Origin of the sequence: Amycolatopsis silviterrae (genome assembly GCF_042684085.1) — a bacterium.
Taxonomy (GTDB): Bacteria; Actinomycetota; Actinomycetes; order Mycobacteriales; family Pseudonocardiaceae; genus Amycolatopsis; species Amycolatopsis silviterrae.
The window spans coordinates 170586-183471 of record NZ_JBHUKS010000016.1; the positions used below are offsets into that span (position 1 = coordinate 170586).

A 12886-nucleotide genomic window follows, 5' to 3' on the forward strand; every position below is an offset into this window, starting at 1 on the left:
CGCATCGCGTTACCGACGCTCAACATCCTTAGTGGACAGTGCGCCGCGCCGCAAGGCGGGCGCGGCGCAGGGGGCGCCGGGCAGCCGGAGCTTCATGGCGGGGTGGTACCCGCCGGACGGCCCGGTCAACCGGCCGGCCACCCGAATGGGGGCTCAAGCCCGGCCGCGCGGGCGCGACAGGGTGTCGGCTCCGGCGAAACCGCCGACGGAACGGAAGACCGGCGGGGCGCACTGCCCGATCCGGTGGTCGTCCTCGCGCAGTGCGGTGACGAACCGCACGAGGCGTTCCGGCGGCGGCGCGGCGCTCGTGCCGCCGAGGTAGCGGACGACGACGAGGTCCTCGCCGGAACGGGCTTCGACCGCGATCGACCAGCCCCGGACCTCGTCCCACCGGAGCGCGACGTCGCGCTCGGGGTAACCGGGCAGGTATCCGTCGAGGGCGACGTACACCGACAGCGTCGGGTCCTGGTCGACGATGCAGGATTCCAGGCCGATCCCGAGCGCGCGTGTGACCTCGGCGAGGTAGTCGCGGAGCGCGGCGAGGGCAGCGTACGGGGTCACGGGGGCCTTTCTCAGTCAGATCTTCAGCCAGGCAGGGCGCGCGCCGGTCGTCAGCGTGCGCCATTCGTCGGCGAACCTGTCGCGCAACACGCTCGCGGCGGCTTCGTCGCGGCCGTAGAGGAGGCCGAAGGTGAACGTGTTTTGGTTCTCGCTGAAGCCGTCGATCGCGAAGTGCCGCAACGCCGCGCGGTCGACGACGCTGTCCTGATGCTTGCCCAACGTGCGCTGCACGGCCTTGACGTGCTTGCGCCAGACGCGGAGCCTCTTGCCGAAAACCGGCCGGACGACGTCCGCGGCGTACCGTGCGCGCTTGGCCTTCTTCCGGACGTTGTGCAGCGCCTTTTCCAACTCGTCGCCGCTGAGCCCGGCCGTCGCGGCGGTGGCTCGCTCAAGCTTGCGCGCGGCCTTGCGCATCAGTTTCCGCAACGCCTTCTCGCCGGCCGGCCGCGTGGTTTCGATCAGCGTGGCGATCGACTGCACCAGGGTCGCGTATCTGGTGCTGGACAACGCTTCCGCCGCGCGGGTCAGTCCCGTCTGGGAAGTGCGGGCGAAACCGCGGGCCAGGTATTGCCGCAGGGGACCGAAAACCAGCTCCGGCGGGACGTCGTCCAGGCCAGCCTCGATACGAGCTTGGCTGACTCCGGTGTCGCGCGCGGGGGCGAGTTCGCCGCCCAGCCACTTCAGCTCCGCCGCGACCGCATCGGCGTTCTTCTTGCCCACCAAGGGTTTGAAGGTCCGGATGGCGCTCCGCAGCTTCCGCGCCGCGACCCGCAGCTGGTGCACCGAATCGTCAGCGCCGTCGTGGAAGGCCAACTCAGCGCGGCGCAACCGCTCAAGCTGCTCGTTCAGATACGCGGGCACCACCCCGGTCGGCTGTTGCCCGGCGGCCACCGATCTCAGCCGCCGTCCGGAGCCGATGCTTCTTCTCCGCGGGCCGCCAGGTCTGGTCAGCTGGAAATCCTGGATGTCGTAATGCATTCCCTGCTCCTGGTTCAGTCGCTTTCCACCGCACCGCCGACGCCCTCGGCGATCGCGGGCACCACGCGTTCGTTGAAGACGCTGGGCACGATATGCTCCCGGTCGAGGTCGTCTCCCACCGTCGCGGCCAGCGCGTGCGAGGCCGCGAGCAGCATCCGCGGAGTCACCCTCACCGCGCCGGAATCGAGCAGCCCGCGGAACATCCCGGGGAACACCAACACGTTGTTGATCTGATTCGGCTCATCGCTGCGGCCGGTCGCGACGATCTCCGCGTGCTCGCGCGCCTCCTCCGGATCGACCTCCGGCTCCGGATTGGCCAGCGCGAAAACGATCGCCCGGTCGGCCATCCGGGCGACGTCGTCCCCCTTGAGCAGGCCGCCGGCGCTCACGCCGATGAAGACGTCCGCGTCGCGCAAGGCGTCCCGGAGACTGCCGCGGACTGCGTCGCCGCGGTTGGTGTTCTCCGCGATCCACTGTTTCTCGCCGGTCAGGTCGCGTTCGCCGTGCAGGGTGCCTTCGCTGTCGCAGACCACGATCCGTTCCGCGCGGAAGTCCGCCTTCAGCAACAGCCGGGCGATCGCGGAGCCAGCCGCCCCGGCACCGGAGATCACCACCGACGTCTCCCCTGGCGTGCGGTCGGTCAGCTTCAGCGCGTTGTCCAGCGCGGCCAGCACGGCGATCGCGGTCCCGTGCTGGTCATCGTGGAAAACCGGCACGTCCAGCTCGTCGTGCAACTGACGTTCCACCGTGAAGCAGCGGGGCGCGGCGATGTCCTCCAGGTTGATCGCGCCGAACGACGTGGCGAGGTCCTTGACGGTGCGCACCAGATCGTCCGGTTCGCGGCTGACCGGGCAGATCGGCCAGGCGTCGACGTCGGCGAACCGCTTCAGCAGCGCCGCTTTGCCCTCCATCACCGGCAGCGCGGCGGCCGGGCCCTGGTCGCCGAGGCCGAGCAGCGCGGAACCGTCCGAGACGATCGCGACGGAATTGCCACGCACCGTTTCACGCGCGAGCACCGAAGGATCGTCGGCGACGCGCTTGGCCAGCTTGGCGACACCGGGCGTGTAGTGCTCGGCGAGGTCGTCGGCGTCGTCGAGCCGCACCCGGGTGGTGACTTGGATCTTTCCACGGCTTCCGTTCATAGCCGCCGGATACCCGGCGGCGAGGCGGCGGAATCGTGCTCGGCCTCGCGTTTGCCCGCGGCTCCGCGCGGGTAAAGCCATCCGGTGGCCACGGAACCAGGAGCCGAACCGCCGGACACCACCAGTCTCGGCACGCTCCGCCAAGCCGCCCGCGAATGCCGCGGCTGCGGGCTGTACCGCGACGCCACGGCCACCGTTTTCGGCGCGGGCGGGACCCGGGCGGAGATCTTCGCCGTCGGCGAGCAGCCCGGCGACCAGGAGGACCGGCGCGGCGAACCGTTCGTCGGCCCGGCCGGGCGGCTGCTCGACCGGGCGCTGGGCGACGTCGGCCTGAACCGCGATTCGCTGTACCTGACCAACGCGGTCAAGCATTTCAAGTTCCAGCTCCGCGGCAAGCGCCGGATCCACGACAAACCGGCGCGCTCCGAGGTGGTCGCGTGCCGTCCGTGGCTGGTCGCCGAACTCCAGGCGATCCGGCCCCGGCTCGTGCTGCTGCTGGGCGCGACGGCGGCGCAATCGGTGTACGGCAGCGGTTTCCGGCTCACCCGGCACCGCGGCGAGCCGATGGACCCGCCGGACGAGTTCGCCGGCCTGTTCGCCGCCGCGGTCGCCACCGTGCACCCGTCCGCGGTGCTGCGCGCGCCTGACCGCGCCGCCGCCTACGACGAGTTCGTCGCCGACCTGCGCGGCCTCTGAACCGGCGGACGTTTGCCCGCCCTAGCAAGGGGAATCCGGCCGCCATGGAAGCAGTGACCTGGCACGGCAAGCGGGACGTGCGAGTCGACCACGTCCCGGACCCGAAAATCGAGGAGCCGACCGACGCGATCGTCCGGGTGACCTCGACCGGCATCTGCGGTTCGGACCTGCACCTGTACGAGGTGCTGGGCCCGTTCATGACCGAAGGCGACATCCTCGGCCACGAGCCGATGGGGATCGTCGAGGAAGTGGGCAGCGGGGTGAGCGCGCTGAAACCCGGCGACCGGGTGGTGGTGCCGTTCAACATCTCCTGCGGCCACTGCTGGATGTGCGAACGCGGGCTCCAGTCGCAATGCGAGACCACCCAGGTCAAGGACCAGGGCAAGGGCGCGGCGCTGCTCGGCTACACGAAGCTTTACGGCCAGGTGCCCGGCGGGCAGGCCGAGTACCTCCGGGTGCCGCAAGCGCAGTACGGGCCGATCAAGGTGCCCGACGGCCCGCCGGATGAACGGTTTGTCTATCTGTCCGATGTGGTCCCGACCGCGTGGCAGGCCGTGGCGTACGCGGACATCCCCGACGGCGGCTCCGTCGCGGTCTTCGGCCTCGGCCCGATCGGCCAGATGGCCGCCCGGGTCGCGCTGCACCAGGGCGCGGGCGAGGTGCTCGGGGTCGATCTCGTGCCGGAACGGCTGGCGCGGGCCCGCGCGCACGGGGCGACCGCCCTGGACCTGCGCGACCACCGCCGGATCGGCGACGCGATCCGCGACCTGACCGGCGGCCGCGGCGCGGACTCGGTGATCGATGCGGTCGGGATGGAGGCCCACGGCGCCCCGATCGGGAAACTCGCGCACAACCTGGTCTCGCTGCTGCCGCAGCAAATCGGCGCCAAGGTCACCGAGAAGGCCGGGGTCGACCGGCTGAGCGTGCTGTACGCGGCCATCGACAGCGTCCGGCGAGGCGGCACGATCTCGCTGTCCGGGGTGTACGGCGGGATGGCCGACCCGCTCCCGATGATGGACCTGTTCGACAAGCAGATCCGGCTGCACAGCGGGCAGGCGAACGTCCGCCGGTGGATCGGCGACATCCTGCCGGTGGTGACCGCGGACGGCGATCCCCTTGGGGTGGAAGGGTTCGCCACGCACAAGCTGCCGCTGGCGGATGCGCCGCGGGCGTATGAGATGTTCCAGAAGAAGCTGGAAGGCGTGCAGAAGGTGTTGCTGGAACCTGCGGCTTGAGGCGCGGCGGCCGACGGCCGAAAAACCACCAAAGAACTGGCCACCGGCGCGAACTTCGCCGCGGTGCCGACGGTGCGGCCGAGCGGACGGTTGCAGACGATCTGGGTGCACGTCGAGAACGGGAGTGTCGTGCTCAACACCGAAACGCACCGGGCGAAGTACCGCAACGTCGTCCGCGACGACCGGATCACCGTCCTGATCCGCGACGAGCAGGACCCGTACCGCTACGCCGAGATCCGCGGGCGCCGTCGAGACCGGCGAACGCTCCCGCTGCAGGTCGACGAACTCGCCCGCAAGCACTCTGGCGGCGATCAACTCCGAACGCGTCCTCCTCCAGGTGACCCCGGAACGGCAGACGTTCATCGGCCAGAAGCAAAGCGTCGCCGGCTGATGGGCCCCGCCGCCTGGTGTGCGACTACCTGACCTCGGCGATGCCCCACCCCTCCTGCTCACCCAGTCGCGCCCGCGGGGTCGACCTCAACCCGCCCACGGCACTCCGTTGCCTCACGAATGCGGATCAACGTCACCGCCAAGCAGCCGACGGACCGCGTCCACGTTTTCGTACCGCCGCTCGGGCAACTTGCCGAGATGGCCGATCACGTCGTCCCCCGCGCCCTTCGCGGCCGCGCGACGGAGGAGTTCGCCGCGCTCACACGGGTATTCGACCTCTGTCAAATATTCACAGACGTCCGACATCGCGTTCCCTTCCTCGTGTTCTTCCTTCACATACCCGCCCGGCCAGACATCAATGCGAGTTACGCTCGACTGGTGAACGATTCCGCGAACCCCGCCCCGGCCAAAATCGGGAACGTGCTGCACCCGGTCGCCGACGTCGCCGCAGCCGTGCAGTTCTACGCCACGACCTTCGGCCTGCCCACGAAATTCGTCGACGGAGACCGCTACGCAGCCCTGGACGCGGGCGGAACGACACTCGCCCTAGCCGGCCCGGACGAGGACGTCACGGACGGCGTCCCCGCTGCGTCATTCAAAGTCCCCGAGGTGGCCGCGGCCTTGACCGCGCTGGTGGCAGGCGGCGGAACCGTTGTGCGGCAACCGGAACAGGGCCCACACGAGGTCCGCGCGGTGGCCCGGGATCCCTGGGGGAATACCGTCGTGATTTACGGACCACAGTGAGGTTTACCCCGTAGCGGCGGTCTTGCCGGTCGCGATGTCCGCCAGCGGTTGAGCCTGAGACGGGGCTTCTCTCCGCCAGAGGTCCGTACCCGGCCCACCGCGGTCAGGCGGGAGACGCCGGGTGCTGTCACTCGCTAACGCGCCGTGTCACAGCTGTGAGGGGAACCTTCACGGACTCTGATTCCCGCAGGGTTCCCCTCACAGCAACCACTTCGGCATTACCCCGACGCCGCCGGACATGGCCCACGACTCCCGCACCACATCCTCACTGCGCACGCCCCGACGACCCCATCCAAGATCCCCACCGCACATGCCCCCGCGACTGCCGCACCACGCCCCACCGCGACAGCCCCACGACTCCCGCACCAAAGCCCGCCACAACAGTCCCACCGCACACGGCCCGGCAACCCCCGCGCACATCTCACCGCGACAACCCCACTGCACATGCGCCCGCGACCCCCGCACGACAGCCCGCCTCACCTGCCCCCGCACCACGAAACCCCTACCTCGGCCCCCGCCGCACATGGTCCGCGATCGCCGCATCGTCATCCGTGCCGTACATCTCGTCGATCAGCCCCGCGAACGACTCCACCACCGCCGCACGCTTCACCTTTCCGTTTGCCGTCCGCTCGCCTCGGGCGGCTTCCAGCGGGCGCGGCAAGACGCGGAAATCCTTCAGCTGCTCCACCCGCGCCAGATCCGCGTTGACCCGGTCCAGCTCCGCCCGCAGGCGCCCTGCGGACTCCGCTCCGGCACCCGGTTCGAGCAGGACTGTGAGATATTTTCGCCCGTCGCCGACCACGATCGCTTCCTCGATCAGCAGGCTCTCCTTCAACCGGAGTTCGATCGGCTGCGGATCGACGGTCTTCCCTCCCCGCGTGATGATCACGTCCTTCTTCCGGCCGATCAGCCGGATGTCCCCGTCCGCCGTGCGTTCCATCAGGTCTCCGGTGCGGAACCAGCCCTCCTCGAAGACTGCCTCGGTTTCCGTCGGGTTCCGCCAATAGCCGTCGAACAGCAGCGGGGCGCGGATCAGCATTTCCCGGTCGTCGGCCAGTTTCACCTGGAAACGCGGGTCCGGGAACTCCCGTCCGATCCGACCGGGGCGCGGAAACGGCTGTCCGAACTGCCCGATGGGGCAGCCGGCGGTTTCGGTGAGCCCGTAGTTCTCACGGAGGTCGAGCCCCCAGATCTGCCACAGCGCGACGACGCTCTCCGGCATCGCCGCCGAAGCCGTCCACGCGACGCGGATCCGGTCCATACCGAGAGTCGCCCGCAGGGGAAGGAAAACACCGCGAACGGCAGCGGTGTAAATAATTCTCAATGCCGGAGACGCGCTGCGGCCGGACCAGCGGCGTTCGGCCACGCGGCGGCCGACGCGCATCGCGAGCCGATACGCGCCGCGCCGGAGAGGGTTCCAGGATTCGGCTCGGCTGATCAGTTCGGCGGCAAGTTTTTCGTAAAACCGGGGCGGCCAAAGGATCACGGTCGGGCGTACCGCGCGCAGTACCTCGCCGTACTCCTCGATGCGGCAGAAGGTCACTACCAACCGGGTGTGCAGCGGCGTGAAAACGAGTAACACCGCAGGCGCGACGTGGGCCAGCGGGAGAAAACCGACCACATCGTGTCGCGTGGTCCGGCTGTCCGGGTATAAACCGATCACACTCTGGATCGCGTGCTGGATGGTGCGGTGTGAATGAGTCACGCCCTTGGGCGCGCCGGTGGAGCCTGAGGTGTAAAAGAGCACCGCGGGGTCGTCGAGCGCGGTGGCGGCGATCAGTTCGGTGAAGCCGTCTGCCGAGGAGGACGCACCGGCCGAACGCAGGTCGTCCCAGGTCGCGCCGGTGATCTCCGGAGGCAGGTCCGGTGGTGCGGCGTCGATTCCGGCGACGAGCCGCAGGGCCGGGGTGTTCGCGGCGATTTTCGCGACCTTCGCCAGTTCCGTGTCGGTCTCGCCGAGGAACGCGACCGCCTCGCTGTGCACGAGGACCTGTTCGATCTCCGCGGGCGAGTTGGTCGGATACACCCCGATCACGACCCCGCCGACGCTCTGCACGGCCAGCGCGGCGAACACCCATTCCGGCCGCGCGCTGCTCATCACCGCGACCCGGTCGCCATGCCGAACACCTTGCGCCACAAGGCCAAGCGCCAGTTCGCGCACCTGGTCGAGGTAGGTCCGCCAGGTGATCGTCCGCACTACGCCGTCGCGGGAATACCGCAGCGCGACGGCGTCGGGCTCGCGGCTCGCGCGCTCGAGCAGCAGTCCCGGCAGCGTCCGGTCCGGTTCGAACCCGGTCAGCTCCATGATCCGGCCTCTCTTCCCGCGGCGAGCCTAGATCCGGCGGCGTTCACGCGGCACGCTCGCCGAGGTGGCGGAAGTCACCCCGGTACCACATCACCGGTTTGCCCTCGCCGGTCCGCGCCTCGCGCACCCGGCCGATGAGGATCACGTGGTCGCCGCCGGGCACGGCCTGTTCCAGTTCGCAGCGCAGGACGGCCGCCGCGTCCGGCAGGAGCGGATGCCCCTGTTCGTCGAACTCGAAGGTCCCGTACGCGAATTTGTTCTCGCCTTTCGTCGCGAACCTCGTCGCCAGCTCCGCGTGTGAAGGAGTCACAACGTTCACCACGAACCGCTCGGCCGCGAGGAAAACCGGGAAACACGTCGCACCCCGGTCGAGGCACACCAGGACGAGCGGCGGGTCGAGCGACAGCGAAGCGAAGGAACTCGCCGTGAATCCGTGCAGCGTTCCGTCCTCGCCCCGGGTCGTCACGATCGTGACGCCGGACGGGAAACTGGACAGCGCCGAGCGGAAAACCGCCGGGTCCAGGTCGTGCGATACGTCAGTCATGCCATGCCTCCCGGGCAGCTCGTGCGGCAGGATCGAGGAAAATCGTGCGGGCGTCGGCGGCCGTGACGCGGAGCTGCTCCTCGCCCGGCCATCCGGCGACCTCCTGGTGCAGGGCCAGTTTCAAGGCCGCGAACACCGCGGGCGGTTTCGCCGCCGCCGCGCGCGCATCCGCGGCTGCGACCTCCAGCAACTCCCCCGGTTCCACCACTTCGTCGACGATGCCCAGCGCTTTCGCCTCGAACGCGTCGACCGGTTTTCCGCTCAGCAACAACCGCCGGGCACCGCGATCGCCCACGATCCCGCGCACCCGGGCGATCCCCTTCACCGCCGGCAGCATCCCGTGGTCGACCTCGGGGAAAACGAAGCGCGCCTCCGACGACGCGTACACGGCGTCGGCGAACAGCGCCATTTCGATCCCGCCGCCGACGCACCATCCGTTCACCGCGCACACCAGCGGCCTGTGAAATTTTTCCAGTGCGCAGAGCAGCGCGTGAAAAGAAGTCATCCGATCGACCATCGACCCGGCGTCATAGCCGATCGCTTCTTTCACATCTCCGCCCGCGCAGAAGAACCGCTCGCCCGCCCCGGTCAGGACGACCGCGGGCGCGTCCGGACCGCTGGCGAGGTCTTCGAGGGCAGTGGTCAGCTCGCGGATGAGCGAATCGCTGAGCGCGTTCGCGGGCGGACGGTTCAGGGTCAAGACCACCACGCCGTCCGCCTCGCCGGAGACGGAGACAGGGACGGGGACAGCGCTGAGCGAGGCAGTGGTCACGTCGCCCCCGCTCACTTCGCCGGTACGCCGGAAGCGGAGGGGAACACCGGCGGACGCTTCTCCCGGAACGCTTGGCGCGCCTCGCGATAGTCGGCACCGGCGAAGTCGAGGATCTCGAGCGCACCGGACAATTCGTGCTGGGGCAACGCATTGGTGAGCCACATGTTGAGCGCGCGTTTCGTGAATCGCAGCGCCTGCTGCGGGCCCCGCGCGAGCTGAGCAGCGATCTCAAGGGCGCGCGGCAGCACCTGTTCGCGGGGAACAGCCAGGCTCACCAGCCCGATCCGCTCCGCCTCGGCGCCGGTCAGTTTCTCCGACGTGAGCACGTAATACTTCGTCTTGGCCATCCCGACCAGCAGCGGCCAGATCAGCGTCGCGTGGTCGCCCGCGGTCACGCCGACCTTCGTGTGCCCCTCGATCAGCACCGCGTCCTCGGCGGCGATGCTGATGTCGGCGAGCAGCGCGGTCGACAGGCCGTAGCCGACGGCGGGGCCGTTGATCGCGGAGATGATCGGCTTTTCGATCCGCAGCACGGTCGAGATCCGCCTGCGCTCGGACTCCAGCATCGCGAGCGCCGCTTCCGGCGTCGGGTCGGGCTCCCGGACGTCCATGCCGGTGCAGAAGGCGTCGCCCGCCCCGGTCACCACGACGACCCGCGTCTCGTCGTCGCGTTCGACGTCGGCCCAGGTCTCGCTCAGCTCTTCGAACATCGGCATCAGCATCGCGTTGTACCGCTCTGGCCGATTGATAGTGATCAACAGAACGCCGTCAGCCGGACGTTCGACGAGAACATTCCCGGTGCCGTGCTGGTAAAGCTCGCTCATCGGACTGCCTCCACGATCTTGCCCTCGGACTGGAACCGGCGCAGCGCTTCCTCGTGCGCGGGACGCGCGGCCCGGATCCCGGCCAGCACGTCCTCGGCCGGGCGCACCACGTTGCGCGGGTGCTTGAACCGCGGGATCACGTACTTGCCGAACAGCTCGATCGAACGCATCAGCTGGTCGTGCGGAAGACTGTCCACTCGCAACACCAGCGCTTCCACGCCCATGTCCGCGTAGCGCTGGACGTGCTCGATGCAGTGCTCCGGATCGCCGACCACGAAACCCTGCGAACGCTCGAACAGGTACTCCTCGTCGTCGAAGTCGACGTCCTTGACCGCGCCCATGTACGCGTAGTCCTGTGAAAGTTTCGCAAGCCGGCCGAAGGCGTCGGTGGAAAGCTTGGACATCTCGAACAGCGGCCGGGCCTGTTCGCGGGCCAGCGCGGTCGTCTCGGCACAGTGCATGCCACCGCTGACCAGGACCATCTTGCGCGGCGTGATCGGGTACGGGTGGGTGGTGGCGGCGAGCGTCTCGTCGTAGAGCTTCAGCATGTTCGCCACGAGGTCGTAGCCGAGGTAGAAGCCGCCCATGATCGCGCCGATGCCCAACGAGGCCGCGGTTTCGACCGAACTCGGGCTGCCGGTGGCGACCGAGATCGGCGGGTACGGCGCCTGCAGCGGCTTCGGGACGAGGCTGCGCGGCGGAACCTTGTAGTGCTCGCCCACGAAGGAGAACGGGTCTTCGAGGAACGCCCGGCGGATCAGCTCGATCCCCTCCCGCCATTGGGCTTTGTTCTCGGTCGGGTCCACTTCGAACGCACGCAGCGCGAGCGTCGTGTTGCCGCGGCCGGTGCCGAGTTCGACCCGGCCGTTCGACAGGATGTCCTCGGTCGCGATCCGCTCCGCGACGCGCAGCGCGTGATTCATTCGCGTCGGCAGCAGCGTCACGAGGTGAATGAAGCGAATCCGGCTGGTGAGCGCCATCAGGTACGGGTACAGCACCTCCGGCGCGGACACCGTCGCCGTGCCGATCGCGACGTGCTGCTCCGAACTTCCGAACGCGTCGAAGCCGACCTGTTCGGCGAGCAGCACCTCCTCGATCAGTTCCCGGTAGCGGTGCTCGTGGGTGAGCCCGACCGGGGTGTCCCCCTCCGACATGAGGATGAAGTCCATGATCGCTCCTTCCGGCCAATGTTATTGAGCAATAACATAGGTCGGAGACAACCCGTGGTCAAGGCTCACCTGGCCACCAAACGCGTTACTAATCACTAACTTCAGCCGGAGGAAAGCATGAGCGAGCTGCGGATCGAGCACCTGACCTCGCCGGAAATCGCCGACGCGATCGCGGGCGGCAAGCGGACCGCGATCCTGCCGTTGGGCGCCACCGAACAGCACGGCGCGCACCTGCCGCTGTCGGTCGACAGCGAACACGCCGACCGGCTGGGCGTCCTCGTCGCGGAACGCCTCGGCGACGCACTCGTGCTGCCGACCGTCCGCGTCGGCTGCTCCGCGCATCACCTCGGCTTCGCCGGAACCCTGTCCCTCCGGCCCGAGACACTGGAAGCAATCTGCTTCGACTGCTGCGAAAGCCTTGCCGCACATGGCTTCCGCCGGGTGCTGATCTTCTCCGCACACATCGGCAACTACCCGGTGCTGAGCGAGATCGAGCCCAAACTCGCCGCGCGCCTGCCCGCCGACCTGGACGTCATCGCCTTCTCCGACTCGACCGCCGTACTCGACGCCTGGCGCACCGCCTCCGCCGGCCTCGCGAGCCACGTCGGCGGACATGCCGACATCGCCGAGAGTTCGATCATGCTCGCCCTCCGGCCGGAAGCCGTGCGAAGCGACCGCGCCACCGCCGGTCTCGCCGAACCGATGAACGACGCCCTGCTGGCCCGGGTATTAACCGGCGGCGTCAAAGCGGTCGCGCCCAACGGCGTGCTCGGCAACCCGCGAGGCATGGCGTCCGACCTGGGGTTCGCCTGCCTCAGCGCGGTCGCCGACCTGCTCGCGGCGTATGCGGCGGCACGTTATCGGCCTCTCACCTAGACTCTGCTCATGACGAGTTCTCCGCGCTCCTCGCGCAGGCAGACGCTGATCAGAGTCGCCGGCGAGCTGTTCCACGAGCGCGCCTTCGACGCGGTCACCACCGAGATGATCGGATCGAGGGCAGGCGTGACCGGCCCCGCGCTGTACCGGCACTTCCCGAGCAAGCAGGCGCTGCTGATCGCCGTGCTCGAAGACCCGCTGAAGGACCTGCTGGCCAACGCGCGCGAGACCGCGGCGGAGGTGACCGACCCGCGCAAGGCGCTCGAGGCGATGATCGACTACCACGTCACGCGCAGCCTTCAGAACGTGCCGTCCACGCTGGTGTTCCTGAAGAACGAGCACAACGTCCCGGAGGAGGAGCGGCACCGGATGCGCCGCATGATGCGCCTCTACGCCGAGGAGTGGAGCGCGCTGGTGGAGCGGCTGCGGCCGGATCTGTCGGACGCGCAGAACCGGGTCCTGACGCACGCGGTGTTCTCGATGATCAACTCGGTTCCCCAGTTCAACAGCGGACTCGACCCGGAAAGCGTCGCGACGACGATCCGCACGGCCGCGATCAACGCGCTGCTCGTCCCGCCCGGCACGGTCTAGCCGAGCGCCCCGCTCACCTGCACGCCGAGTTCCCGGAACCCCAGCGCCCGGGCCACCCG

Annotated in this window: 15 protein-coding genes; 6 read left to right on the forward strand and 9 right to left on the reverse strand. The window is 69.0% G+C overall.

Annotation, left to right across the window (positions count from 1 at the left end):
• Positions 1 to 153: 153 nt before the first annotated feature.
• Genes ACFSVL_RS23555 through ACFSVL_RS23565 form a run of 3 tightly spaced genes read right to left on the reverse strand, consistent with a single transcriptional unit; the run spans position 154 to position 2681 of the window.
• Positions 154 to 561: a DUF6292 family protein gene (locus ACFSVL_RS23555; protein ID WP_378307582.1), complete on the reverse strand. Its 408-nt coding sequence runs from the start codon at positions 559 to 561 to the stop codon at positions 154 to 156.
• 15 nt (positions 562 to 576) lie between these two features.
• Positions 577 to 1539, reverse strand: coding sequence for a CHAD domain-containing protein (locus ACFSVL_RS23560; RefSeq protein WP_378307584.1), 963 nt, complete (start codon positions 1537 to 1539; stop codon positions 577 to 579).
• Between the two features lie 14 nt (positions 1540 to 1553).
• A complete protein-coding gene (locus ACFSVL_RS23565; protein WP_378307586.1) occupies positions 1554 to 2681 on the reverse strand; it encodes an NAD(P)-dependent malic enzyme in 1128 nt (375 codons plus the stop codon).
• Between the two features lie 84 nt (positions 2682 to 2765).
• Here ACFSVL_RS23565 and ACFSVL_RS23570 point away from each other — a divergent pair, with 84 nt between their 5' ends.
• From ACFSVL_RS23570 to ACFSVL_RS23580, 3 genes are all read left to right on the forward strand, one after another.
• Positions 2766 to 3377: a UdgX family uracil-DNA binding protein gene (locus ACFSVL_RS23570; RefSeq protein WP_378307588.1), complete on the forward strand. Its 612-nt coding sequence runs from the start codon at positions 2766 to 2768 to the stop codon at positions 3375 to 3377.
• Between the two features lie 44 nt (positions 3378 to 3421).
• Entirely contained in the window at positions 3422 to 4612 is a 1191-nt protein-coding gene (locus ACFSVL_RS23575; protein ID WP_378307590.1) for a zinc-dependent alcohol dehydrogenase, read from the forward strand.
• A gap of 63 nt (positions 4613 to 4675) precedes the next feature.
• Positions 4676 to 5035 (forward strand): hypothetical protein, encoded by a 360-nt coding sequence (locus tag ACFSVL_RS23580; protein WP_378307592.1) that lies wholly within the window; start codon positions 4676 to 4678, stop codon positions 5033 to 5035.
• Between the two features lie 81 nt (positions 5036 to 5116).
• Here the strand turns inward: ACFSVL_RS23580 and ACFSVL_RS23585 are convergent, their stop codons facing one another.
• Entirely contained in the window at positions 5117 to 5308 is a 192-nt protein-coding gene (locus ACFSVL_RS23585; RefSeq protein ID WP_378307594.1) for a DUF2795 domain-containing protein, read from the reverse strand.
• A 72-nt stretch (positions 5309 to 5380) separates the two neighbouring features.
• Between ACFSVL_RS23585 and ACFSVL_RS23590 the strand changes: the two genes are divergently transcribed.
• Entirely contained in the window at positions 5381 to 5746 is a 366-nt protein-coding gene (locus ACFSVL_RS23590; protein WP_378307596.1) for a VOC family protein, read from the forward strand.
• 502 nt (positions 5747 to 6248) lie between these two features.
• On the opposite strand, the gene ACFSVL_RS23595 is transcribed toward ACFSVL_RS23590, so the two are convergent.
• Genes ACFSVL_RS23595 through ACFSVL_RS23615 form a run of 5 tightly spaced genes read right to left on the reverse strand, consistent with a single transcriptional unit; the run spans position 6249 to position 11360 of the window.
• The gene (locus ACFSVL_RS23595; protein ID WP_378307598.1) at positions 6249 to 8051 is read right to left on the reverse strand and encodes an AMP-dependent synthetase/ligase; all 1803 of its coding nucleotides are present in this window, start codon (positions 8049 to 8051) and stop codon (positions 6249 to 6251) included.
• Between the two features lie 43 nt (positions 8052 to 8094).
• Positions 8095 to 8595 carry a flavin reductase family protein gene (locus ACFSVL_RS23600; protein ID WP_378307600.1) on the reverse strand — a complete coding sequence of 167 codons (501 nt, stop codon included), beginning with the start codon at positions 8593 to 8595 and terminating at the stop codon, positions 8095 to 8097.
• Entirely contained in the window at positions 8588 to 9367 is a 780-nt protein-coding gene (locus ACFSVL_RS23605) for an enoyl-CoA hydratase/isomerase family protein (RefSeq protein WP_378307602.1), read from the reverse strand. The genes ACFSVL_RS23600 and ACFSVL_RS23605 overlap by 8 nt, the downstream gene beginning before the upstream one ends.
• A gap of 11 nt (positions 9368 to 9378) precedes the next feature.
• Positions 9379 to 10191 (reverse strand): enoyl-CoA hydratase/isomerase family protein, encoded by an 813-nt coding sequence (locus ACFSVL_RS23610; RefSeq protein WP_378307604.1) that lies wholly within the window; start codon positions 10189 to 10191, stop codon positions 9379 to 9381.
• Complete coding sequence (locus ACFSVL_RS23615; protein ID WP_378307606.1) at positions 10188 to 11360, reverse strand: LLM class flavin-dependent oxidoreductase; 1173 nt, start codon at positions 11358 to 11360, stop codon at positions 10188 to 10190. Before ACFSVL_RS23615 ends, ACFSVL_RS23610 begins: the two co-directional genes overlap by 4 nt.
• A gap of 117 nt (positions 11361 to 11477) precedes the next feature.
• Here ACFSVL_RS23615 and ACFSVL_RS23620 point away from each other — a divergent pair, with 117 nt between their 5' ends.
• Positions 11478 to 12236: a creatininase family protein gene (locus tag ACFSVL_RS23620; RefSeq protein ID WP_378307608.1), complete on the forward strand. Its 759-nt coding sequence runs from the start codon at positions 11478 to 11480 to the stop codon at positions 12234 to 12236.
• Positions 12237 to 12245: 9 nt separating this feature from the next.
• Positions 12246 to 12827, forward strand: coding sequence for a TetR/AcrR family transcriptional regulator (locus ACFSVL_RS23625; protein WP_378307610.1), 582 nt, complete (start codon positions 12246 to 12248; stop codon positions 12825 to 12827).
• Positions 12828 to 12886: the final 59 nt, after the last annotated feature.

What these genes read in the sequence shown, in the direction of transcription:
- ACFSVL_RS23560 (WP_378307584.1), bottom strand. Translation starts at nt 1,539, where the DNA reads ATGCATTACGACATCCAGGATTTCCAGCTGACCAGACCTGGCGGCCCG.
- ACFSVL_RS23565 (WP_378307586.1), bottom strand. Translation starts at nt 2,681, where the DNA reads ATGAACGGAAGCCGTGGAAAGATCCAAGTCACCACCCGGGTGCGGCTC.
- ACFSVL_RS23575 (WP_378307590.1), top strand. Translation starts at nt 3,422, where the DNA reads ATGGAAGCAGTGACCTGGCACGGCAAGCGGGACGTGCGAGTCGACCAC.
- ACFSVL_RS23585 (WP_378307594.1), bottom strand. Translation starts at nt 5,308, where the DNA reads ATGTCGGACGTCTGTGAATATTTGACAGAGGTCGAATACCCGTGTGAG.
- ACFSVL_RS23595 (WP_378307598.1), bottom strand. Translation starts at nt 8,051, where the DNA reads ATGGAGCTGACCGGGTTCGAACCGGACCGGACGCTGCCGGGACTGCTG.
- ACFSVL_RS23600 (WP_378307600.1), bottom strand. Translation starts at nt 8,595, where the DNA reads ATGACTGACGTATCGCACGACCTGGACCCGGCGGTTTTCCGCTCGGCG.
- ACFSVL_RS23610 (WP_378307604.1), bottom strand. Translation starts at nt 10,191, where the DNA reads ATGAGCGAGCTTTACCAGCACGGCACCGGGAATGTTCTCGTCGAACGT.
- ACFSVL_RS23615 (WP_378307606.1), bottom strand. Translation starts at nt 11,360, where the DNA reads ATGGACTTCATCCTCATGTCGGAGGGGGACACCCCGGTCGGGCTCACC.
- ACFSVL_RS23620 (WP_378307608.1), top strand. Translation starts at nt 11,478, where the DNA reads ATGAGCGAGCTGCGGATCGAGCACCTGACCTCGCCGGAAATCGCCGAC.
- ACFSVL_RS23625 (WP_378307610.1), top strand. Translation starts at nt 12,246, where the DNA reads ATGACGAGTTCTCCGCGCTCCTCGCGCAGGCAGACGCTGATCAGAGTC.